Genomic DNA, 21,589 nt, shown 5'->3' with positions numbered 1-21,589 from the left:
ATCGCCCGGCGAATGCCCGCGCGCCAGTTCCCGGAGCCGGTGTCCCGGCGGATGCCGTCCTGCCCGGTCTCCGCCGTGTCCACCTGCGCCATCGGCCGTCCTTGCTCACTGTCGGCGTTGCCCGTACTGAAAGTTTTGGTCACTGCTGCATCCTCGGGTCCTGGGTCGGGTCGGCATACATGCGCGGGCAACCGTGATCGATCGCACTGGTGCGCAGTTCGTAGTGCCAGGGTTCGTTCCGGTAGATCTGGCACAGCCCGTACTCGGTGCCGTGTTCGGACAGCCACGCCGTGGCATTGGAGTGCCCGATGTCGATCGCGTCTCCTGACACGTGAGGAGACGTGTCCGCTGTGGCCACCCATCGGGCTGCTTCCTCTTTCGAGCCGTACGTCGAGACCGCCTCACGAAGAAGCTGATTCTGGCGCTCGGGGGAGCGCCAGCCGCTGTTGACGTAGATTTTGACGCCGTCGTCAGCGGCATCCGTCGCCGCTTCCTGCAGGGCCTGAAGCAGATCGGGGTCGAGCTTGGCGACGGCGGGATACCCGTCGTCGAACACCGTCACGCCGTCAGGGAGGGCACCGTCAGCCTCGCCATGGGCACCCCTGCGGCCTGCACGCTTGTGGTCGCCAGGAGGAGTGCCGATGGGCGATTCGGCCGCGGAGGACGCGGAGGACGCGGGTGACCCGGAGGAGGCGGAGGACGAGAAGTTCGGCATCTGATAGACGAGCGCTGCGGTGATCACTGTTATGACGACTATCAGACCGACGACAAGGGGCCGGCGATTCCGGCGGGTCCCTATTCGTGCTGACGGCGGGATTCGAGTCATACCGCCAGTCAAGGCGGCCTGGTGTTGCCAGCACGTATGCGGTTTTCGATATGCCGACGATATGCGACGGCTCATAGCATCGAGAGCATGCGTGTGTTGATCGTCGAGGACGAACCCTATCTGGCAGAAGCCGTCCGCGACGGCCTACGCCTGGAAGCGATCGCCGCCGACATCGCCGGTGACGGCGACACCGCTCTGGAACTTCTGAGCATCGGCACCTACGACATCGCCGTCCTCGACCGTGACGTCCCCGGACCGTCCGGTGACGAGATCGCCGAACACATCGTCGCCTCCGGCAGCGGCATGCCGATCCTCATGCTCACCGCGGCCGACCGGCTCGACGACAAGGCCACCGGGTTCGAACTCGGCGCCGACGACTACCTCACCAAACCGTTCGAGCTTCGAGAGCTCGTCATGCGGCTCAGGGCGCTCGACCGCCGGCGCTTCCACAGCAGACCTCCCGTGCGGGAGATCGCAGGTCTGCGTCTGGATCCGTTCCGCCGCGAGGTCTACCGCGACGGCCGCTACGTCGCGCTCACCCGGAAGCAGTTCGCCGTGCTCGAGGTCCTCGTCGCTGCCGAAGGCGGGGTCGTCAGCGCCGAAGAGCTGCTGGAACGGGCGTGGGACGAGAACGCCGACCCGTTCACCAACGCCGTGCGCATCACCGTCTCGGCACTGCGCAAACGGCTCGGCGAACCTTGGATCATCGCCACCGTCGCCGGCGTCGGGTACCGCATCGACACGCGACCAGAGGCCGGACGCGAGGGAGGGGAGCGTGGATAGAGCACCTGGGTTGAGCGTTCGCCTCAAACTCACCCTCAGCTACGCCGGATTCCTCATGGTCGCGGGCGCCTTGCTGCTCGCCACCGTGTGGGTGTTCCTCCTGCGCGACTTCAGGGTCATTTCGAGCCGCCCCGGTGAATTCGTGCCTCTCCGCTCCGTCATCCTGCGCGCCTACGCCCCGGCGACGGCCGGGGTGCTGGTGTTCCTGCTGGTGTTTGGGCTGCTGGGAGGCTGGATCCTCGCCGGCCGCATGCTCGCCCCCCTGCCCCGCATCACAGGCGCCACCCGCATGGCCACGAACGGATCGCTCTCCCACCGGATCCGGCTACCGGGCCGCAAGGACGAGTTCCGCGAACTCGCCGACGCCTTCGACGCCATGCTCGCACGGCTCGAAGCACTCGTCGCCGAACAGCAGAGATTCGCAGCCAACGCCTCCCACGAACTGCGCACCCCGCTCGCGATCTCGAAGACACTTCTCGACGTGGCCCGCACCGATCCGACACGCGACGCCGGCGAAGTCATCGACCGCCTCCACGCCGTCAACACCCGAGCGATCGACCTCACCGAGGCACTGCTCCTGCTCAGCCGCGCTGACCAGCGGTCCTTCACCCGCGAATACGTCGACCTGTCCCTCCTGGCGGAAGAAGCCACCGAAACACTCCTCCCCCTCGCGGAAAAGCATGGCGTCACCCTCGAGACCTCCGGCGACATCACCCCCACGATCGGATCGCAAGCGCTCCTGCTGCAGTTGACCATGAACCTCGTGCAGAACGCGATCGTCCACAACCTGCCTGAACAGGGCACCGTGTGGGTCAATACGAGTGTCCGCCCCAAGACGGTGCTGCTCACTGTCGAGAACACCGGTGAGAAGCTCACCCCACAGCTGGCCTCGACGCTCACCGAACCGTTCCAGCGCGGCACCGGGCGCATACACACCGACCACTCAGGCGTCGGCCTCGGCCTGACAATCGTCAAAACCATCACCCAGGCCCACGACGGAACACTCACCCTCACCCCGCGCCCCGCCGGCGGGATCCGCATCACCGTGGAACTACCCGCGATGGCCCCGCACGCAGACAGGTGAAGAACCAGGCGGCCCAGGGCTGTCCCGGTGACCGAATGGTCGGTGTCCACGGCCTCACCGTGACCGGCCTCTGGCCGTTGGGTAGCATCCAGCTGTGTCCATCGCCATCCGTCTCGCTCCCGGGTGCCGGCCGCGCGGTTGCCGGGCCCCCGCGCGGCGTGTGCTCGGGCGCAGGGTGCGGTATGCGTTGGGTGCCGAGGCTGGTCAGGTGAACGGGATGCGGTGGTTCGGCGTCCCCTGTGCCGTGCGGGGTATCTGAGCGGGATCGCTCTGCTCGATTCCGTCGTTCGCCTCGAATTCGGGACGACGAGGCTTACTCGACCTTCCTTTCCAGCCACCTCAGGCCGGGCGTGTCCCGTGCCAGGAGCGCAGGTGCGATGAACGGCGAATTCTTCTTCCCGGCGCTGCCGGGCGAATCCTCTGACGGGGAGAAATACTTCGGTGCGTTCGGCGGTAAGTGCAGGGCATACCTCCACGGGACCGGCGGCGGCGAATGCCGTCCGGTCACCGACGGCGCTGCGCTGCGGGCCTTCCGGCTGCTCGCGTCGACCGAGGGCGTCATCCGGGACGCCGGCGCGGCCAGGGCAGTGGGAGCCCAGAGGTGAGCGGGAACCTGCGGCTTCTGGCCGGCGCACTGGCCCGGGCGAGGCAAGAGAACCGCGCCGCGCTCATCACGTACATGACGGCCGGCTTCCCGACCGTCAACGAGGGCATCGCCGCCATCCAGGCGATGCTGAACAGCGGAGCCGACATCGTCGAGGTCGGCTTGCCGCACAGCGACCCGGTACTCGACGGCCCGGTGATCCAGGCCGCCGCCGACATCGCCCTGCGTGGCGGCGTCCGGATCGCCGACCTCATCCGCACCGTGCGGGAGGCGTACCAGGCCACCGGCAAGCCCGTCCTGGTCATGTCCTACTGGAACCCGATCGACAAGTACGGCGTCGAGCGCTTCAGCAGCGAGCTGGCCGAGGCGGGCGGCGCAGGATGTATCTTGCCGGACCTGCCCGTGCAGGAGTCCGCGCTGTGGCGCGAGAGCGCGGCCAGGCATGGCCTCGCCACCATCTTCGTGGCCGCGCCGAGTACCACCGACGAGCGACTACGCGAGCTCACCGCAGCAGGAACAGGGTTCGTCTACGCCTCCTCGCTGATGGGAGTCACCGGCGTCCGGGAGGCTGTCAGTACGGCCGCCGGCTCGCTGGTGCGGCGTATCAGGGCGACCACCGAACTCCCCGTCTGCGTCGGAATCGGGATCTCCAACGCCGCCCAGGCTGCCCAGGTGGCCGGCTTCGCTGACGGCGTGATCGTTGCGTCCGCGCTGGTCAAGGCCATGCTCGGCGCACCCGATGCGGCCGCGGGAGCCGCGAGGGTGGCGGAGCTGACCGCCGAACTCAGCCTTGCGACCCGTCGGCACGCGGATTGAAACGTGAAAGGTCAGTACCGAAAAGCCGGGACGTTCTCGGTCGCGTCCGCGGTGTAGATGATCCCGTACGCCAATCGGCGACATATGCCGCGTCAGTCGGGCTCGGGGTTGGACGGTTGCGCCATCATTCGGACATGAGACGGTTCGGTGGGCTGATGGTCCTGATCGTTGCTGTGGTGATCGTTGTCCTGGTCGTGTGCGTGGGCTTCGCTCCCGCGTGGATCGTCAACGACGATCTCGGTCGAGGTGCGTCTTCGGTGTCGGCCGTCGATCGGCTCAAGGCGATCAATGACGTACGAGGGACCCTGCTGCAGGGCCTGGCCGCGCTGGTCGCGCTGGGCGGGCTTGCGGTGGGCGCGGTGATGACCAGACGTCAGATCCTGGTCCATCGGGAGGGGCAGTTCATCGACCTGTTCACCAAGGCCTGCGAGCAGTTGTCGAGTGATCAGGTGGCCGTGCGGCACGGCGGTGTGTACGCCATGGAGCAGATCGCCTCGACCGCACCGCACTACCGCGGTCATGTCGGGGCGTTGTTGGCCTCCTTCGTGAGGCAGCAGGCTCCGTGGCCGCCGGTCCGGTCGCTTCAGGAGGTGGATGCCGAACGCGAGCGCTACACGGGCGGGCTCCGCGATGACGTGGGCGGGGCCATGGCCGTCCTGAGCCGGCGCTCGATGATCCTTCCGGGTACCGGCATCGAGCTGGAGAAGGTCGATCTGCGCGGCGCGGAACTGGCCGGGCAGAACCTGAGCGGATTCTGTTTCGCCGGGTCCAACCTCGACGGCGCCACTCTGGCCGGTTGTGACCTGTCCAAGGTGACCTTCGACGGTGCCAGCCTGAAGAACGCCGATCTGAAAGGTGCGGACCTCACCGGAACGGACCTTGCCGGCGCCGATCTCCGTGGAGCCGATCTGTCCGGTGCGATCGGTATCAGCGCACCGTCTGCCCAGATCTGAAGCTCATCCGGGCTTTGGGCGGGCCGCTCCCGTCGAGGAGATCTTCGGGTAATACGGCCATGACGCGGAAAGGTGCCCGGAGTGGGTCCCCGTGGCCGTGGGGGAGATGGCAGGGAGCCGAGGATGCGACCTTCCGCCGGATTGATCAAGGGTTCCGAGAATCGCCGCTCTGGGCCGCCGTACTGTTGACAGCGTAGGGACTAACCGTTATCTATATGGATAACGGTTAGGGGTTGGGATGCAGGACGTGGTGCTGGCGTTGCTGGCCAAGGAGCCTTCGCACGGTTACCAGTTGCGGGCGCGGCTACGGGAGGCGCTCGGGCCGGTCGGGGAAGCGATGAACGCCGGGCAGATCTACGTCACGCTGACCCGATTGGAGAAGGCCGGCCTGGTGGGCTGGGCACAGTCGGACGGCCTGCCGGACCGGCCGGACCGCAAGGTGTACGCGCTCACTCCCGACGGGCAGCGTCGGGTCGCCGCCTGGCTGGCGGAGGTGGCATGGCCCCGGCTCGCCCCGACGGAGTTTCACCTCAAGCTGGTGGCCGCCGAGGCTGCCCGCCTGGCCGATCCGGTCGCCCTGGTGGACGCGCAGCGCCGGGAGCTGCTGCGCCGGTTGCGTGACGCCCAGCGCGCCGCGCTGGGCGAACCGGAGGGCTCCGTCTCCGCGCTGCTGTTGGAGGGTCTCGTACTGCGGCTCGAGGCGGACCTGCGGTGGCTGGAGGCGTGCGAACGGACCTGGATCGGACGAAGGGATGACTCATGACCGACACGTCAGTGCTGCGCACTCGCAGGCTGCGCAAGTCGTTCGGCAGAGGTGCGGGATTGGTGCATGCGGTCGACGAGATCGATCTGGAGGTGGTTCCAGGCGAGACGGTGGCCGTGATGGGTCCCAGCGGCTGTGGCAAGTCCACGTTGCTGCACCTGCTCGGCGGGCTGGAGCGGCCCACGGCCGGGGAGATCCACCTGGCCGGACAGCGGATCGATCGGATGGGCGAGCGGGCGCTGGCCCGGCTGCGGCGCGACAGCGTCGGCTTCGTCTTCCAGGCGTTCCATCTCATGGATGAGCTCACGGCCGTGGAGAATGTCGAGGTACCCGCGCTGCTGGCCGGCCGCTCGGCACGGGCGGCGCGTGCACTCGCCCTGAGCCTGCTCGAACGGGTGGGTCTGGCGGACCGGGCGGGGTTCCTGCCCTCGGCGCTGTCCGGAGGTCAGCGTCAGCGGGTCGCGATCGCCCGCGCTTTGAGCAACGAACCGCTCGTGGTCCTCGCCGACGAGCCCACCGGCAACCTCGACAGCGCCGCGACGGTCGAGGTGCTGAGGCTGTTCGGCAGCCTGCACCAGGCCGGACAGACGCTGGTCATCGTCACCCATGACGCCCGGATCGCGGCCATCGCCGACCGGCTGATCTCGATGCGCGACGGGGCCCTCGTGGATCAGACCGTGCTGTCCGGCGGTCCCGGCGGCCGGCTCGACGTCCTTACCGGGCCGGAGGGCTGAGCGCCGTGGGACGCATCACTCTCATCCTCCGCCTCGCGGGCCGCGATCTGCGCCGCCGCCCGCTGGAGGCCGCCTTGGTGCTGCTGGTCATCGCCGTGACCACCACCACGCTGACCGTGGGGCTCGCCCTGCACGGCGTGACCGACCACCCGTACCGGCAGACCCGGGAAGCGACGGCCGGACCGGATGTCGTGGCGGGCTTCCTGCGCGAAGACGGCCGGCCGATCGACCGGGCCGACGTCGACGCGCTGGTCCGCACCCCCGGTGTCACCGGCCACAGCGGACCGTACCCGCTCGTCAACACCACCCTCCAGGCGCGTGGCCACTCCAGGGTGATACAGGTGGCGGGCCGAGATCAGGCCGCAGCCCCGATCGACCAGCCGAAGGTGACGCAGGGCAGTTGGGTACGCGACGGCGGGGTCGTCCTGGAACGCGGGTTCGCCGATGCGCTCGGCGTCCATGTCGGTGACCAGGTCGGCCTGGGCGGCCGGACGTTCCGGGTCGCCGGGACCGCGGTCACCGCCGCGCTGCCCGCCTATCCCAGCAGCCTGTGCCATATTCTCTGCTTCGCCCCCGTCACACCGGGCGCGGGGGCCTTCGACATCGGCCTGGCCTGGCTCACCGCGGCCGACACCCACACACTGATCAAAGCGAGCGAACCGGTCGTCTATCTCGTCAACCTCAGGCTGACGGATCCAGCCGCCGCATCCGCGTTCGCCGCCGCGCACGACACCAGGCCCGGACCGGGAGTCGCCGCGCCGTTCCTCCTCTCATGGCAGACCATCCAGCACGCGGACACCGGCGTCGTACGGACCGAGCAGGCGGCCCTGCAGGTCGGCGGCTGGCTGCTCGCCCTTCTCGCGGTCGCCGCACTGGCCGTGCTCGCCGGCCGGCGGATGGTCGAACAGACCCGCCGAGTCGGCCTTCTCAAAGCCGTCGGCGGCACCCCCGGGCTCGTCGCGGCCGTCCTCCTCGTCGAACACCTGGCCCTGGCATCGCTCGCGGCGGTGATCGGGCTAGCGACCGGCCGGGTGCTCGCGCCGCGGTTCACCGGCGCAGGGGCCGGCCTGGTCGGCGCACCGGGCGCACCGAACCTCACCCCGCAGACGGTCGGGATCGTCGTGGCGGCGGCGCTGGCCGTCGCGGTCGCCGCGACGCTCGTCCCCGCCTTCCGGGCGGCCGGCACCACCACCGTCAGCGCGCTCAACGACCCGGCCCGCCCGCCCCGGCGCGGCGCCCGGCTGATCGCCGTCTCGGCGCGGTTGCCGGTGCCGCTGCTCCTCGGCCTGCGGCTGATCGCGCGCCGGCCGCCCCGCGCGATCCTGCACACGCTCAGTACGGCGGTCACCGTCACCGGTCTCGTGACGATCCTCACCAGCGCCACCGTCACCAGCCGGTACACCGCCGGGATACACAACCTGCGGGCCGAACGGATCGACCAGGTGATGACCACCATCACGGTCATGCTGCTCGTCCTGGCCGCCGTCAACACGGTCTTCATGACCTGGGCGACGGTGACCGACGCGCGCCACACCACGGCGCTCGCACGGGCGTTCGGTGCAACGCCGCAGCAGATCAGTGCCGGCCTCTCAGCCGCGCAACTGCTCCCCGCGCTGCTGGGTACGGCGATCGGCCTGCCTGCCGGCCTCTTCCTGTACCGCGCCGTGACGCAGGAGCAGCTCACCCTGCCACCGCTGTGGCAACTGCTCGCGGTGCTGCTGGGCACCCTGCTCGCCGTTGCCGCGTTCACCGCCGTCCCCGCCAAGCTCGGCGCCCGACGTTCAGTGGCCGGCATCCTCAGCTCCGACGCCGCGTAGCGTGAGCACCAGGAGTCCGCTATACGGTGCTCGCACTGGGATGCGCGATCCCGGAACCGACAACTCCTCTGGCGTCCGAGAAGTAGCCTTGGCCGGTGTTCTCGCCTCAAGGTCCGTCTCTGCGTGAACTGGCGATCCAGGCGCTCTCGTCGGTCGAGCGCGGCTACGACCTGCTCGCGCCGAAGTTCGACCACACACCTTTTCGCACCCCCGACAGCGTTCTTGCCGCGACCGCGGACGCGCTGCGACCGCTCGGGCCGTTCGGCCACGGACTGGACGTGTGCTGCGGCACCGGCGCGGGCACGCGGATGCTCAAGCCCCTGTGCCAGGGACGGGTCACGGGCGTCGACTTCAGCGCCGGCATGCTCGCGCAGGCGCGCAGAGCACAGCCGGACGCCGAGTGGGTACGGGCCGATGTCCGGGCCCTGCCCTTCGCTGAGTCCTTCGATCTCGCGGTCAGCTTCGGAGCGCTCGGACACTTCCTGCCCGCTGAACGGCCCGCGCTGTTCGCCGGGGTGTACCGCGCACTGCGGCCCGGCGGGCTCTTCGCCTTCCCGGTCGGTGCGCCGCCGTCCTTCACGTCGGCCTCGTACTGGGCGCTGCTCGGCTTCGACCTGGCCATGCGGGTCCGCAATGCCGTGTGGCGTCCTCCGTTCGTCATGTACTACCGCACCTGCCCGCTGAGCGCGGTCCGCGACGACCTGACGGCGGCCGGATTCACCGTGACGACGGTCCCCTTGACGGACCTGGGCCGACGCCAGGACGACAGCGCGCGTGGCCGCCTCGTCCTGGCGCGCAGAGCCCCCGCACCCACTGACTGATAGCCGAGGCATTGCTGGTGGGTCAGTATCTGCCACTTGCCAGGAAGTCACATCTCAAGCCGAAACTCAGTCCACAAGTGCACCGCCGGACAGATTGGCAACCGTTCCGGTCATGGCTCCAGCGCGATCTGAAGCCAGGAACGCGGCCGTCTCTGCTATCTCAGAGAGCGTGGGCAGCCTTTTCAGCAGCGTCCCCTGCACCATCCCCCCGCTTTCGAGGAATTCCTGGACCGACTGCCCGGCCGCTGTCGCGGATGGTTCGAAGAGGTCCTTGGTGTAGGAACCCGCTGTCGGCGCATCGATGACGGCGTGTGGACGGATGCCGACGACCCGGATGTTGCCGGGTGCCAGCTCCGCGGCCAGAAGCCGTGAGAACGCCTCCTTGCCGGCCGAGCTCACGCCGTGCCCCAGGATGCCGCCTACGGCCAGCTTGGCACCCGGCTCGGACAAAGTCAGGATGACGCCAGGACGCTCGCCGCCCATGTGCCGTGCCACAGCCTTGCTCGTGATGAACAGCGTCCGCAGAAAACCATCGATCGGCCGCATGAACTCCTCCAGCGAGAGGACCGCCAGCAAAGTCCCCTGGTCGTGCATGACGCTCACGGCGTTGAGGGCGATGTCGATGCCGCCCGCCGTCGCCGCGACCGCATCGGCGTGCTTTTCGACCGCCTGTTGGTCGCGAACGTCAACTTGCGCGGTCTCGACAGTTCCGCCCGCGGCGGCGATGTCACGCGCCACGGCGTCGAGCTTCGCCTGCGTCCGCCCGGCGATGAAGACCCTCGCGCCTTCCCGGGCGAACACCCGTGCGATGGCGCCGCCGATAGCGCCACCGCCGCCATAGATCACGGCATTCTTGTTCTCAAGCAGCAAGCCGCTCATGTGCGTCCTCTTCCATGATTGGTTCATTCGTGATCACGCAGGCTCGGGAGACCCCTATGCCGACGGGATCTCCCAGAGCGCCGTCGGCATCGCCGTGCCGGTCTCCAGCAGCGACTTGAGGTTGGCGAGCACCGCCGGCCAGCCGCTCGATATGCGGTTCAGCATCTCCGCGTCGGGCAGGTTCTCGTGGGTCACGGTCAGCCGGACGATGTCGGCGTGCGGCTCGATCAGGAAGGTGACGACCGACGGCCCGTTGACCCGCTCCTCGTGCGGGGAGGTCTCGAAGGTGACGGTGAGCCGGGTCGGTGCCTCCACCTCGAGCACGGTGCCGACGACGTCGACAGCGCCTGAGTCGTCGATCCGGCGGTGCTCCCAGGGCGAGCCGGCCTGCCAGTCGGACACGTTGGCGTGGTGCCAGTACTGCGCGGTCAGGTCGGCGTCGGTGAGCGCCTTCCACACCTGCTCGGCGGTGGCCTGGATGTAGGTGACGTAGACGTACGCCGGAATGGTGGTGGTGGTCTCGGTCATGGCGTATTCCTCTGCTCGGTCTCGGATGGCGCTCAGGGCCGCCAGTCGTGGCGTGTCGTACGCCGCGATCCAGCGCTCCCCGATCTCGTGGATCGGGGCGGGATTGAGGTAGTGCAGGCGCTCCCGCCCGCGTCGTACGACGACGACGAGGTCGGCCTGCGCCAGCAGGTCGAGATGCTGGGTCGCCGACTGGCGAGCCATCCCGAGGCTGCTGCAGAGCTCGGTGAGCGTCTGCCCGTTCTGCTGGCGGAGTCGGTCGAGTAGCAGGCGCCGGGTGGGGTCGGCCAACGCCTTGAACACCAGGTCGATGACGTCCTGCTGTGCGGTCATGGATCCATTATGCAGGTATTTACCTGCATATGGAAGTGAGACCTCTCCACCAGTCGTCGGCGCCATCGCCCAGCGGATCGTGCCGACCTCCGCCGCGCTCATCCCGCGCACCGCAGACTGGAGGCCGATGATGGCTTCGTCCCTCTTTTGCCGAGCGAGCATGGCTGGTGTGTGTTCGGTGGAAGGCTGGTTCCGGGCCGAAATGAGAGGTATGCGGATGCGAGCGGGCAGGTGGAGGGAGAGCCGACCGCTCTTGGTCGTCGTCGGCTTGGCTTTGCTGGCCACCGTCCCGGGCCTGCCGGTCGCCTTCAAGATCACCAATCCGTGGGTGGTCGCGTCCGCCGGGTTCGTGGCGGCGGTGGTCGTTGCGGTGGCGGCCGTATGGCAGGAGCGGTACAAGCGCCTGGCTCAACGCCGTGATGAGGAGACGCTGAAAATCCAGGAAGGCTGCCTCGTCCTGCCGGACGGTGCTCTCCCCAAAGTGCGTGAGCTGGCGGACCCCATCGTCCTCGGGGTGCACCCGGCCGCGATCGTGGCGCCGTCGGTTCCGGTGTCCGAGCGCCTGCAGGACCGGGTCCCGGCCTATATTCCCCGCGACGTCGACGACGAGCTGCGCCGCCGTCTCGAGGTCAGCGGATTCGTGCTCGTGGTCGGCGACTCCACAGCGGGTAAGTCACGCGCCGCCTACGAGGCGATGCGCACCATGTTGCCGGACCACACCCTGATCGCCCCGAAGAACCGTGAGGTACTCGCGGCCGCGATCGGGCGAGCCACCGCCACACGCCGCTGCGTGGTGTGGTTGAACGATCTGGAGATCTACTTGGAGGGCGGGTTGAGCCGGGCCGACATCGGCCGGCTGCTCGGCGGTGACCACCATCACCGAATCATCCTGGCGACCTTGCGATCGGCAGAGGAACACCGCTTCACCGGCGAGGGCGGCAGGGACCAACGCCAAGCGCGCAAGGACGCGCAGGAGACTCTGGAGCAGGCTCACCGTATTCCACTGGCACGGATGTTCAGTGCGGCCGAACGCGAACGCGCCCGTACCCGGGACTGGGATCCGCGCGTCGCCGACGCGCTGAACTTCGCGGGGGAGTACGGCATCGCCGAGTACATCGCAGCCGGCCCCGAACTACTGCGCGACTGGGAGAACGCGTGGAGCCCCAACACCGATCCGCACGCACCCAGCCATCCCCGGGCCGCAGCCCTCATCACCGCGGCCGTCGACCTGCGCTGCGCCGGATATACCTCGCCACTGCCGCGCGGCCTGCTCGAACAGGTACATGAGCACTATCTCGCCGAGCGAGGCGGGCTCCGGCTGCGGCCCGAGCCCCTGGACGAGGCGTGGCAGTGGGCCACCGGCGCTCGCCGCGCCACCACCGCCCTGCTCCAACCCCACGATGACCACCATGTTCACGTATTCGACTACCTCGTCGATACGATCCAGAAGCGCGCCCTGCCCGGCGACCAGGTCCCCGAGGACGTCCTGCGCACGGCGCTGGAGGCCTGCCCACCCGGCGACGCCGACAACATCGCCGCCACCGCCTACGACCAGGGCCGGTTCGAACTCGCCGAAACCGCCTGGCGCACCGCCTCCCAGCCCCGGACCGACGATGGAGACGAGCACCCTGCCGAACTGACAAGCCGCAACAACCTCGCTCGCGCTCTGCGGCGCCTTGGCAGATTCGAGGAGGCCGAGGCGGCGCATCAGGCGGTCGTCCGAGCCCGGACCCGGCTTCTCGGCCCGGACCACCCCGACACCCTGATCAGCCGCGACAATCGCGCGAACGTGCTACGCGATCTCGGCCGCTACACCGAAGCGGAATCGGAGCATCGGGCCGTACTGGAGATCTGCCTCCGCGTTCTGGGACCCGAGCACCCCTACACACTGTTCAGCCGCGACAACCGGGCGCACGCCCTGCGCTGCCTCGGGAGGTTCCAGGAAGCCATGGCAGAGCACCAGATGGTCGTCCGGATCCGGACCCGGCTTCTCGGTCCGGACCACCCCGACACCCTGATCAGCCGCGACCATCTCGCCAACGCCCTGAGAGGTCTGGGCAGATACGAAGAGGCCGAGCAGGAGATCCGCACCGTTCTGCAGACCCGCATCCGTATTCTCGGCCCCGACCACCCCTACACGGTCGCCAGCCGCACTCACCACGCGGAGGCTCAACGGGAGCTCGCCCGATCCGAGACGAGGCGGCAACCCGACCTGTAGCCGAGTACGGCACCGCTCACGCCAGGCATGACCGTGGTGGCGTTGACCGAGCGAGACCATGCCCACGGCGGCACCCCATTCAGGCTGCGTCAGTGCCGACGCGCTGGTCGAATTCGCAGCCTCCCGGCCTCCCGGCCCACATGCGGAAGGTCCGTGACGTCCCCACGACGCCACGGACCTTCCGCCCTCACCGGAGCATCCGTCTCCCCAGACGGGACTTCCCACGGCCCTTTACCCCCGGCGGGCCGTTATTCACCTCTGCGTCGGAGCGCATTCCTGCGCGGCTCGCCGGCCACCTGCAGTGACCAGGTCGACCTATGCACTAGCTTACTAGGATGCTAGCATCGCCCCTGTGGGTGATGAGGACGTCAAGCAGTTCAACGTGTACCTGCCGATCGGACTGATCAAGCAGGTCAAGTACCGCGCCATCGAGTCGGGCATGTCGTTGTCGGCGTTGGTCGCCGAAGCGCTGCGTGCCTACCTCGATGACGCTCATACGCAAGATCGGCAATCGACGGAGGAGGAGACCTGACATGGCGACCGAAGGAATCGACGCGGTGTTCCTGGAGACCCACAACTGGGGTAAGGCGGCGAAGTTCTTCCAGGCGCTGGGCTACGAGCTGGAGTTCGCGACGGACCACAACTCCGGCCAGCTCCGCAACGGCGACGGGCCGTACGTCTTCATCGCCGAGATCCCCGAGGATCGAGAGCCCCAGACGCGGATCGCGCTGAAGGTGCCGGACGCGGATGCGTTCCGTCCCGATCCTGCCGTCGAGGTGGTCACGCCGTTCGAGGACACCCACTACGGGACCAAGGAGATGACCGTCCGCGACCCGGACGGGCGTCTGTGGAGCCTCCAGGCTCCCGCCTCGAAGTGAACCGCAACGAAAGGGGAGCGCCCATGGCGGGCGAGCGGCGCGAGGCACCGGACGGCACCGCGGTGCGGACCGCCCTCTGGCGGGCGATGCACCTCCTGGTCGACACGCCGCCCTACGTGGTCGAGGACGAGCTCGGCATGCGGCTGGCGGCCCCCGAGGACGGCTGGCGCGACCGCCCGGACATGGACCCGCAGGCCACCAGCGGATTCCGGGCCGCCATCGTCGCCCGCGCTCGTTTCATCGAGGATCTGATCGCCGATCAGGCCGACCGCGGCATCACCCAGTACGTCATCCTGGGAGCAGGCCTGGACACCTTCGCCCAGCGCAAGCCGGAGCTCGCCGCCCGCCTACAGGTCTTCGAGGTCGACCGGCCCGGCCCGCAGGCCTGGAAGCGCCGTCGCCTGGTCGAACTCGGCTACGGCATCCCGGACCGGCTGCACCTGGTGCCGGTCGACTTCGAGGCGAGCGAAGACTGGCTGAAGCAGCTGGCCGCTGCCGGCTTCGATCCCGACCGGCCCGCGGTCATCGTCTCCACCGGCGTCTCCATGTACCTCACCAAAGACGCCAACGCGGCCACCCTGCGTCAGATCGCCGGGCTCGCACCCGGCTCGACGCTCGCCATGAGCTTCCTGCTGCCGCTCGAACTCGTCGATGACGCCGATCGCTCCGGCCTCCGGGCGAGCAAGGAAGGTGCGCAAGCATCCGGAACGCCGTTCATCAGCTTCTACACCCCGCAGGAAATGCTGGCGCTGGCCCGCGAAGCCGGTTTCGAAGACTCCCGACACGTGTCGGGAGCCTCGCTCGCCCACCGCTACTTCACCGATCGCGCCGACGGCCTCTGTCCGTCGAGCGGAGAGAGCCTACTGCTGGCCACGACCTGACCCCTCGTCAACACCGGGCTACCTGCCCAAGGACCGGGTCGCCGACGTGGCCGAGTTCGCCGACGCGCCGGCCCGGTTCGCCGCGGGCGGCACCGCCCCCGACCCTGACGAGGTCGGGCGGCTACTGGCCGACGGCTGCCACGTTCACCGCCTGACCGCCCTCACCCCACGCGAGCCGACGTACTCGCTTGATGGCCAAGGGCAGGTACAACGCCGGGATCGCGTCCGACTCATACGTCCGACGTATCGGCGATCAATGTTGAAGTGACGACCGCTCTTGCGAGGGCCTTTTCCGTGAAGAAACACCCCTCCAGCGGCAATTCACCAAATTCCAACAACCCATTGACACGCGAAACGGCGATGTTACATTCCTGGGCATAGATCCAACCTTTGCCGCCATCCACCCCGCGGCCCAAGGCCAAGGAGGATCATGAAGAGCACCCGTTCTGTGGTCTGCGGCGGCGCGTTGAGCGCCGGGCTGCCGGCCGGAGCCGTACCGGCGCAAGGGGCGGCGCCAAGTCTGCTGAGCCAGAACAGACCGGTGACGGCGTCGTCCGAGGGGGGCTCGGGCTACGCCGCGAAGAACGCGGTCGACGGCTACGACGTCTACAGCGGCGGCACGGCGATCGTCACCGGAACCTCGACCACGATCAGCGGCCTGGCCTCGGACACGTCGCGGCTGTGGCGGATCCCGGTCAGTGGCACCACCACCGGCACACCGGCCGCCTAGCCCCTCCAGGAAGAACCCGCCATGCCACGACGAACACCTGGTCTCTGCGCCGCCGCTCTGGCGGCACTGGCCCTCACCCTCACCACCCCCGTCACCCCCGCCCGCGCCGAGCTGACCCACCCGCGCCAGGACTGGCTGCGGGCCTCCACCTCCGGCCTGTTCCTGCATTGGGGCCTGCGCACCAACCCTGCCCACACCAGCTGCGGCGCATGGGAGAACGACGTCACCGGCGGCGGATGGAGCGCCGACTACTGGGTCGCCGAAGCGCAGAAGCTGCACGCCCGGTACCTCGTACTGGCGTCGTTCCACAGCCGTCTCGGCTACGCCCGGGCCTGGCCATCGAAGATCCCCGGAAGCTGCTCCACCAAGCGCGACTACCTCGGCGAGCTGACCAGGGCCGCCAAGGCCAAGGGTTTGAAGGTCATCCTCTACATGACCAACGACCCGCAATGGCACGACGAGGGCGGCCACGAATGGCTCGACTCGTCCGCCTACTCGGACTACAAGCGCCGCAGCGTCGATCTCACCACCAGCGACGGCTTCGGCGAGTACTCCTACGACAACTTCGTGGAGGTCATGCGTAACTACCCTGACCTCGCCGGGTTCTGGATCGACAACGACAGCCAGTACTGGATCGACCACGGCCTCTACGAGCGGATCCGCTCAGAGCGCCCCGACATGCTGCTGTCCAACAACAACGAGGACACGCCGATCATGGACACGGTCAGCAACGAGCAGAAGACCGGTATGACCCCGCCCTACGACTACCCGGCGGCGACCTGGTCGCCCGCGCCCCGGCTCACCGAGGCCTGCTACAAGCTCCCCTCGACCGGCGCATGGTGGTACGACGGGTCGAACTCCCCGGTCGACAAGGCGCTCAACGTCGGGCGTCTGGTGACCAACGCCGGCTCCTCGATCAAGTCGCTGATGGCCGAGACCGCGCAGGTCAACGGCGTTCTCCCGGCCAACCAGGCGTCGTACAACAACTTCCTGAACGGCTACCTCGCCCCGATCTGGAGCTCGATCAACGGGACCGAGGGCGGCGGCTACATGTACGGCGGCCTGCAGCCCGGCTCCTGGAACGACGGGGCGTACGGCGTCACCACGATCAGCAAGACCGATCCGAACCTGCACTACGTCCATGTGCTCACCAAGCCGGCGGGCAGCACGCTGAAAGTCCGTGACAACGGTTATCACGTCTCCGGGGTGACCAACCTGCGCACCGGCGCCGCACTCGACGTCACCCAGTCCGGCGGCTCGTTCACCATCACGGGCATCACCGGCTGGGACTCCTACGACACGGTCCTCAAGGTGGTGACCTCCGGGCGTACCGGCATTCACTCCGGCGTAACGGCGACCGCGAGCGCCGCCAAGAGCGGTTACCCGGCGAGCAACCTCGTCGACGGCGGCCACCTCAAGTGGTGGGACAACAACACCACCCTGCCCGTCACGATCACGCTCGACCTCGGCTCGGCGAAGAAGGTCGCCTACCTGGGCGTCAACCAGCGCGAATGGTCGGTGAGCTACGCCCGGTCGAGCACCGAGGATTCCGCGCGCATCAAGGCGTACAAGGTCCTGACCAGCACCGACGGCAGCACTTGGACCACCGTCAAGACCGGGACCATGGCCAGCGCTCGCGGCGTGCGTTTCATCGACCTCGGCATCGCCTCCACCCGCTACGTACGACTCGAGGTCGACAGCACCTGGGCGGCTTCCTCCGCCACCAAGTTCGCCAAGAAGCTGCTCATCGACGAGCTCTGGCTCGGCTCCGGCTACGCGTAGAAACGCAGGGCGAAGACTTCCGTCAACGGCGTCACCTTCACCAACGTCAACCTGACCGTCCCTGGAGGGAACGACACGATGAGCACCGGCGTGCCCAGAGACAATGGCGACTACTTCGACCACTTCACCACGCAGCGCGGCAGCGACAGCCCCGCCGACCTGATCTTCCGGAACGTCACCGGCTACTGCGTGGCCTCCAGTGCCAACACCCCGGGTGGCGCCCTCCGCGTCAGCGCTACCGGCTCCATCCAGTCCTGCTCGGGTGCCCGGTGAGGGCCCGGCCGGCCGTCCTGGCCCTGGCGGCGACCCTGCTGGTGGCGACCGCGTCGGTGATGCCTGCCTCGAAGGTGGCCGGTACCGCCCACGCCTCGGACAACGGCCAGGCGATCCGGCCCGCCATGGGCTGGAGCAGCTGGAGCTTCGTCCGCAGATGGCCCACCGAGGCCAAGATCAAGGCACAGGCCGACGCCCTGGTGAGCAACGGGCTCGACTCCCACGGCTTCGTCCACGTCAACCTCGACGACTTCTACCAGAAGTGCGACTCGAACGGCTTCGTCGTCGACTCCTACGGACGGTGGGCGGTCGACTCGGCCAAGTTCCCCTCCGGTATCAAGGCGCTCGCAAGCTACGTCCACTCCAAGGGCCTGAAGTTCGGCTTCTACGTGACGCCCGGCATCGCCAAGAACGCGGTCACGAAGAACACCCCGATCGAGGGCACCTCATACCACGCCAAGGACATCGCCGACACGACTAGGACCGAGAAGAACTACAACTGCCGCAACATGTACTACGTCGACTACTCCAAGCCGGGCGCCCAGGAGTTCATCGACTCCTGGGCCCGGCAGTTCGCCTCCTGGGGGATCGACTACCTCAAGATCGACGGAGTGGGCAGCGCGGACATTCCCGACGTCCAGGCCTGGGACAAGGCGCTGCGGGCCACCGGACGGCCGATCACCTACGCGCTCTCCAACAACCTGCCGATCGCCGAGGCCGCCACCTGGCGGCGGCTCGCCAACAGCTGGCGCACCCAGGGTGACGTCGAGTGCTACTGCGGCTCCGGCGAGAACGGCAGCGGCTACCCGCTGACCGACTGGTCGCACGTGGCCGGCAGGTTCGGCTCGGCCGCGGCCTGGCAGCAGTACGCGGGACCGGGCGGCTGGAACGACCTGGACTCCCTGCAGGTCGGCAACGGCGACCAGGTCGGGCTCACCGCCGACCAGCGCCGCTCGATGTTCACGCTGTGGGCGATGGCCGCCTCGCCGCTCCTGCTCGGCACCGACCTGACTGCCCTCACCTCCACCGACAAGGCGATGCTCACCAACGACCGGCTCATCGGCGTCGACCAGGACGGCGTGGCGGCCGGCCGCATCGTCAACAGCGGTGCCCGGCAGGTCTGGCGCAAGCGCGAGGGCAACGGCGACTACGTCGTGGCACTGTTCAACACCGGCACCTCCGGCAACCAGACGGTGAGCGTCACCTGGTCGCAGGTCGGGTTCTCCGGCAGCGCCAACGTGACAGACCTGTGGTCGGGAAGGAACGTCGGCACCGTCAGCGGCTCCTACAGCGCGACCCTCCGCCCTGGGGAGACCCGGCTGATCCGCGCCCGGCCCCAGTAGCCGCACGGCCTCCGTCAGATGACCCCGGCACTGCTCACCGACCCTGGAGCGAGAAGCGATGCGAAAGGCGTTCACCGCCTGTCTGGCGGCTCTGTCCCTGGTCCTCGGCATGGGCGTGATCTCGCCCGCGCGGGCGGACCTGTTCCACCCTCGCCAGATCTGGCTGCGCAACTCCACGGCGGGACTCTTCCTGCACTGGGGCATGCGCACCAGCCCCGGGTACACCGACTGCGCCTCGTGGGAGAAGGCCGTGACCGACGGCGGCTGGGACCCCGGCTACTGGGTGGGCGAGGCACGGAAACTGCACGCCTCCTACCTCGTGCTGGCGAGCTTCCACAGCCGCCTCGGTTACTCCCGGCCCTGGCCGTCGGCGATCCCGGGAAGTTGCAGCACCCACCGCGACTTCCTGGGCGAGTTGATCAAGGCGGCCAGGGCCGAGGGCCTGCACGTCATCCTCTACATGACCGACGACCCGCAGTGGCACGGCGAGGGCGGCCACGAGTGGCTCGACTCGGCCGCGTACTCCGCCTACAAGGGCAAGGAGGTCGACCTCACCACGCGCCCGGGGTTCGGCGAGTTCTCCTACGACAATTTCGCGGAGGTCATGCGCGCGTACCCCGGGCTGTCGGGGTTCTGGATCGACAACGACAACGAGTACTGGGAGCAGAACGGCCTGTACGAGCGGATCCGCCGGGAGCGCCCGGACATGCTGCTGTCCAACAACAACGAGGACACGCCGATCATGGACACGGTCAGCCATGAGCAGAAGACCGGCATGAACCCGGCGTACGACTACCCGGCCGCCGTGTGGACCCCGATGCCGCGGATCACCGAGGGGGACTACAAGCTCCCGACCGGCGGGACCTGGTGGTACGACGGGAAGGACCGCCTCGTCGACTACCCGCTCAACGTCGGGCGCTACATCACCAACGCCGGCTCCTCGATCAAGTCCCTGATGGACGAGACCGCCATGGTCAACGGGCGGTTCCCGCCGAACCAGGAGGCCTTCAACGACTTCATGGCGGGCTACCTCCCCAAGATCTGGGAGTCGATCCACCTGACCGAGGGCGGCGGCTACATGTACGGCGGCCTGCAACCGGGCTGGTGGAACGACGGTGCCTTCGGAGTGGTCACCGTCAGCAGGACCAGGCCGGGTACGCAGTACGTTCACGTCACCACCAGGCCGTCCACGGACGTCCTGCGGATCCGCGACAACGGCCACAAGGTGTCGCGGGTGAGCGACGTGCGCACCGGCCGACGGCTGGCGTTCACGCAGCAGGGCGGGTACCTCACCGTCACCGGCATCACCGGTTGGGATCCGTACGACACCGTTCTGCGGGTCCAGACGGCCGGCCGCGAGGGGATCTACCCGTCCCGGACGGTCGGCTCCTCGGCGACCGTCTCCGCCGAGGGCCATCCGGCGAGCGACCTGACCGACGGCAGCCACCTCACCTGGTGGGACAACGACGCCACACTGCCGGTGTCGATCACCCTCGACCTCGGGCGTCCGGGGAGGGTGCGCTATCTCGCCCTCAACCAGCGGGAGAACTCGCCCACGCACAACCGCGAGACGTTCGGCCGTAAGGAGGACTCCGCCCGGATCAAGGACTACAGCGTCTCCCTCAGCGACGACGGGGTGACCTGGGGCGCGCCGGTCAAGGCCGGCGTCCTGGAGAGCGCCCGCGGCGTGCGCTTCATCGACCTGGACACGGCCCGTACCCGCTACATCAAGCTGGAGGTCACCACCACCTGGGCCGCGCAGAGCGTGCCGAACCACTACCGGAAGCTGGCCATCGACGAGATCAACGTCGGATGGGGTCACCCGGCGGGCCGTGGAGCGGCCGGGTGAGGCCGTGGTGGGGTCAGAGTGCGTTGTGGAGCCATTGTTCGACGCCGGCGATGTGGACGGTGGTCCAGGCGCGGGCGACGTCGGGCCGGCGGTCGGCGATGGCGTCGAGGATGGCGCGGTGTTCGGTGTGGGTGCGTTGCCAGGCGCCTTCTTGGGTGAGGCCGCGCCAGATCCGGCCGCGCATGGTGGGTCCTGCGAGGCTTTCCAGTAGTGAGCACAGGACGGTGTTGCCGGATGCTTCGGTGATGGTGCGGTGGAATTCCAGGTCGTTGGTGACGAGTTCGTCGGTGGTGGATTCGGCGGTGACCTGGGTGAGGTGGGTGCGCAGTGCCTCGATCTGGGTGTCGGTGATGCGGGTGGTGGCCATGGCGACGGCTTCGGGTTCGAGGATGCGGCGGACCTGGAAGAACTCCAGGACGGAGGAGTCGTGGTGGACGTCGACGACGAAGCTGAGGGCGTCGAGCAGGAGGGCGGGTTCGAGGCTGGTGACGTAGGTGCCGTCGCCTTGGCGTACGTCCAGGACGCGTATGAGGGACAGGGCCTTGACCGCTTCGCGCAGTGAGTTGCGTGAGAGGCCGAGCTGGGCGGCGAGGTCGGCTTCTTTGGGCAGTCGCTGGCCGGGCCGGAGCCGGCCGGAGACGATCATCTGTTTGATCTGCTCGATCGCTTCGTCCGTGACGGCCATGGCGTTCTCCCC

At 68.4% G+C, this 21,589-nt stretch carries 24 protein-coding genes; 19 read left to right on the top strand and 5 right to left on the bottom strand.

The window, feature by feature from the left end; genetic code table 11:
- Window positions 1–139: 139 nt before the first annotated feature.
- Complete coding sequence (locus tag ACRYCC_RS34520) at window positions 140–742, bottom strand: M15 family metallopeptidase (RefSeq protein WP_433818080.1); 603 nt, start codon at window positions 740–742, stop codon at window positions 140–142.
- Between the two features lie 171 nt (window positions 743–913).
- Between ACRYCC_RS34520 and ACRYCC_RS34515 the strand changes: the two genes are divergently transcribed.
- The 10 genes from ACRYCC_RS34515 (at window position 914) to ACRYCC_RS34470 (ending at window position 9,201) form a co-directional block, all read left to right on the top strand.
- Window positions 914–1,609 (top strand): response regulator transcription factor, encoded by a 696-nt coding sequence (locus ACRYCC_RS34515; protein WP_433818078.1) that lies wholly within the window; start codon window positions 914–916, stop codon window positions 1,607–1,609.
- 10 nt (window positions 1,610–1,619) lie between these two features.
- On the top strand, window positions 1,620–2,693 hold the full coding sequence (locus ACRYCC_RS34510; protein WP_433818077.1) for a sensor histidine kinase: 1,074 nt from the start codon (window positions 1,620–1,622) through the stop codon (window positions 2,691–2,693).
- 94 nt (window positions 2,694–2,787) lie between these two features.
- On the top strand, window positions 2,788–2,952 hold the full coding sequence (gene trpM, locus ACRYCC_RS34505) for a tryptophan biosynthesis modulator TrpM (protein ID WP_433818075.1): 165 nt from the start codon (window positions 2,788–2,790) through the stop codon (window positions 2,950–2,952).
- A gap of 118 nt (window positions 2,953–3,070) precedes the next feature.
- The gene (locus tag ACRYCC_RS34500) at window positions 3,071–3,298 is read left to right on the top strand and encodes a hypothetical protein (protein ID WP_433818073.1); all 228 of its coding nucleotides are present in this window, start codon (window positions 3,071–3,073) and stop codon (window positions 3,296–3,298) included.
- Window positions 3,295–4,113, top strand: a complete 819-nt coding sequence (gene trpA, locus ACRYCC_RS34495) for a tryptophan synthase subunit alpha (protein ID WP_433818072.1) — start codon at window positions 3,295–3,297, stop codon at window positions 4,111–4,113. Before ACRYCC_RS34500 ends, trpA begins: the two co-directional genes overlap by 4 nt.
- 134 nt (window positions 4,114–4,247) lie before the next feature.
- Window positions 4,248–5,066, top strand: a complete 819-nt coding sequence (locus ACRYCC_RS34490) for a pentapeptide repeat-containing protein (RefSeq protein ID WP_433818070.1) — start codon at window positions 4,248–4,250, stop codon at window positions 5,064–5,066.
- Window positions 5,067–5,304: 238 nt separating this feature from the next.
- Window positions 5,305–5,829: a PadR family transcriptional regulator gene (locus ACRYCC_RS34485; RefSeq protein ID WP_433818069.1), complete on the top strand. Its 525-nt coding sequence runs from the start codon at window positions 5,305–5,307 to the stop codon at window positions 5,827–5,829.
- Entirely contained in the window at window positions 5,826–6,563 is a 738-nt protein-coding gene (locus tag ACRYCC_RS34480; protein ID WP_433818068.1) for an ABC transporter ATP-binding protein, read from the top strand. Before ACRYCC_RS34485 ends, ACRYCC_RS34480 begins: the two co-directional genes overlap by 4 nt.
- Window positions 6,564–6,568: 5 nt before the next feature.
- On the top strand, window positions 6,569–8,380 hold the full coding sequence (locus ACRYCC_RS34475) for an FtsX-like permease family protein (protein ID WP_433818066.1): 1,812 nt from the start codon (window positions 6,569–6,571) through the stop codon (window positions 8,378–8,380).
- Window positions 8,381–8,475: 95 nt separating this feature from the next.
- Entirely contained in the window at window positions 8,476–9,201 is a 726-nt protein-coding gene (locus tag ACRYCC_RS34470) for a class I SAM-dependent methyltransferase (RefSeq protein WP_433818064.1), read from the top strand.
- A 66-nt stretch (window positions 9,202–9,267) separates the two neighbouring features.
- Here the strand turns inward: ACRYCC_RS34470 and ACRYCC_RS34465 are convergent, their stop codons facing one another.
- Complete coding sequence (locus ACRYCC_RS34465; protein WP_433818063.1) at window positions 9,268–10,080, bottom strand: SDR family NAD(P)-dependent oxidoreductase; 813 nt, start codon at window positions 10,078–10,080, stop codon at window positions 9,268–9,270.
- A 54-nt stretch (window positions 10,081–10,134) separates the two neighbouring features.
- Entirely contained in the window at window positions 10,135–10,938 is an 804-nt protein-coding gene (locus ACRYCC_RS34460) for an ArsR/SmtB family transcription factor (protein WP_433818062.1), read from the bottom strand.
- A 253-nt stretch (window positions 10,939–11,191) separates the two neighbouring features.
- Here ACRYCC_RS34460 and ACRYCC_RS34455 point away from each other — a divergent pair, with 253 nt between their 5' ends.
- The 4 genes from ACRYCC_RS34455 to ACRYCC_RS34440 all read left to right on the top strand — a co-directional run bounded on the left by ACRYCC_RS34455 (window position 11,192) and on the right by ACRYCC_RS34440 (window position 14,915).
- A complete protein-coding gene (locus tag ACRYCC_RS34455) occupies window positions 11,192–13,156 on the top strand; it encodes a tetratricopeptide repeat protein (protein WP_433818060.1) in 1,965 nt (654 codons plus the stop codon).
- 352 nt (window positions 13,157–13,508) lie between these two features.
- Entirely contained in the window at window positions 13,509–13,688 is a 180-nt protein-coding gene (locus tag ACRYCC_RS34450) for a hypothetical protein (RefSeq protein ID WP_433818059.1), read from the top strand.
- A 1-nt stretch (window position 13,689) separates the two neighbouring features.
- On the top strand, window positions 13,690–14,034 hold the full coding sequence (locus ACRYCC_RS34445; protein WP_433818057.1) for a VOC family protein: 345 nt from the start codon (window positions 13,690–13,692) through the stop codon (window positions 14,032–14,034).
- A gap of 23 nt (window positions 14,035–14,057) precedes the next feature.
- Window positions 14,058–14,915, top strand: coding sequence for a class I SAM-dependent methyltransferase (locus tag ACRYCC_RS34440; protein WP_433818056.1), 858 nt, complete (start codon window positions 14,058–14,060; stop codon window positions 14,913–14,915).
- Window positions 14,916–15,145: 230 nt separating this feature from the next.
- Here the strand turns inward: ACRYCC_RS34440 and ACRYCC_RS34435 are convergent, their stop codons facing one another.
- A complete protein-coding gene (locus ACRYCC_RS34435; protein WP_433818055.1) occupies window positions 15,146–15,331 on the bottom strand; it encodes a hypothetical protein in 186 nt (61 codons plus the stop codon).
- 14 nt (window positions 15,332–15,345) lie between these two features.
- Here ACRYCC_RS34435 and ACRYCC_RS34430 point away from each other — a divergent pair, with 14 nt between their 5' ends.
- From ACRYCC_RS34430 to ACRYCC_RS34410, 5 genes are all read left to right on the top strand, one after another.
- A complete protein-coding gene (locus ACRYCC_RS34430) occupies window positions 15,346–15,645 on the top strand; it encodes a hypothetical protein (RefSeq protein ID WP_433818053.1) in 300 nt (99 codons plus the stop codon).
- Window positions 15,646–15,666: 21 nt separating this feature from the next.
- The gene (locus ACRYCC_RS34425) at window positions 15,667–17,427 is read left to right on the top strand and encodes a discoidin domain-containing protein (RefSeq protein ID WP_433818052.1); all 1,761 of its coding nucleotides are present in this window, start codon (window positions 15,667–15,669) and stop codon (window positions 17,425–17,427) included.
- A 90-nt stretch (window positions 17,428–17,517) separates the two neighbouring features.
- Complete coding sequence (locus ACRYCC_RS34420; protein ID WP_433818051.1) at window positions 17,518–17,700, top strand: hypothetical protein; 183 nt, start codon at window positions 17,518–17,520, stop codon at window positions 17,698–17,700.
- A complete protein-coding gene (locus ACRYCC_RS34415) occupies window positions 17,697–19,043 on the top strand; it encodes a glycoside hydrolase family 27 protein (RefSeq protein ID WP_433818049.1) in 1,347 nt (448 codons plus the stop codon). The genes ACRYCC_RS34420 and ACRYCC_RS34415 overlap by 4 nt, the downstream gene beginning before the upstream one ends.
- A 58-nt stretch (window positions 19,044–19,101) precedes the next feature.
- Window positions 19,102–20,892, top strand: coding sequence for an alpha-L-fucosidase (locus tag ACRYCC_RS34410; RefSeq protein ID WP_433818048.1), 1,791 nt, complete (start codon window positions 19,102–19,104; stop codon window positions 20,890–20,892).
- A gap of 13 nt (window positions 20,893–20,905) precedes the next feature.
- Here ACRYCC_RS34410 and ACRYCC_RS34405 read toward each other — a convergent pair whose 3' ends face one another.
- Entirely contained in the window at window positions 20,906–21,577 is a 672-nt protein-coding gene (locus ACRYCC_RS34405; protein WP_433818046.1) for a FadR/GntR family transcriptional regulator, read from the bottom strand.
- Window positions 21,578–21,589 lie beyond the last annotated feature (12 nt).

Origin of the sequence: Actinomadura scrupuli, from assembly GCF_050971785.1 — a bacterium.
Classification (GTDB): Bacteria; Actinomycetota; Actinomycetes; order Streptosporangiales; family Streptosporangiaceae; genus Actinomadura_E; species Actinomadura_E scrupuli.
The sequence above is the reverse complement of the archived record's forward strand: the minus strand, read 5'-3'. Positions and strand labels throughout refer to the sequence as shown.

Coding starts and splice junctions, on each gene's coding strand:
- ACRYCC_RS34515 (WP_433818078.1), top strand. CDS start 914: ATGCGTGTGTTGATCGTCGAGGACGAACCCTATCTGGCAGAAGCCGTC.
- ACRYCC_RS34500 (WP_433818073.1), top strand. CDS start 3,071: ATGAACGGCGAATTCTTCTTCCCGGCGCTGCCGGGCGAATCCTCTGAC.
- ACRYCC_RS34490 (WP_433818070.1), top strand. CDS start 4,248: ATGAGACGGTTCGGTGGGCTGATGGTCCTGATCGTTGCTGTGGTGATC.
- ACRYCC_RS34485 (WP_433818069.1), top strand. CDS start 5,305: ATGCAGGACGTGGTGCTGGCGTTGCTGGCCAAGGAGCCTTCGCACGGT.
- ACRYCC_RS34480 (WP_433818068.1), top strand. CDS start 5,826: ATGACCGACACGTCAGTGCTGCGCACTCGCAGGCTGCGCAAGTCGTTC.
- ACRYCC_RS34465 (WP_433818063.1), bottom strand. CDS start 10,080: ATGAGCGGCTTGCTGCTTGAGAACAAGAATGCCGTGATCTATGGCGGC.
- ACRYCC_RS34460 (WP_433818062.1), bottom strand. CDS start 10,938: ATGACCGCACAGCAGGACGTCATCGACCTGGTGTTCAAGGCGTTGGCC.
- ACRYCC_RS34445 (WP_433818057.1), top strand. CDS start 13,690: ATGGCGACCGAAGGAATCGACGCGGTGTTCCTGGAGACCCACAACTGG.
- ACRYCC_RS34440 (WP_433818056.1), top strand. CDS start 14,058: ATGGCGGGCGAGCGGCGCGAGGCACCGGACGGCACCGCGGTGCGGACC.
- ACRYCC_RS34430 (WP_433818053.1), top strand. CDS start 15,346: ATGAAGAGCACCCGTTCTGTGGTCTGCGGCGGCGCGTTGAGCGCCGGG.
- ACRYCC_RS34425 (WP_433818052.1), top strand. CDS start 15,667: ATGCCACGACGAACACCTGGTCTCTGCGCCGCCGCTCTGGCGGCACTG.
- ACRYCC_RS34410 (WP_433818048.1), top strand. CDS start 19,102: ATGCGAAAGGCGTTCACCGCCTGTCTGGCGGCTCTGTCCCTGGTCCTC.
- ACRYCC_RS34405 (WP_433818046.1), bottom strand. CDS start 21,577: ATGGCCGTCACGGACGAAGCGATCGAGCAGATCAAACAGATGATCGTC.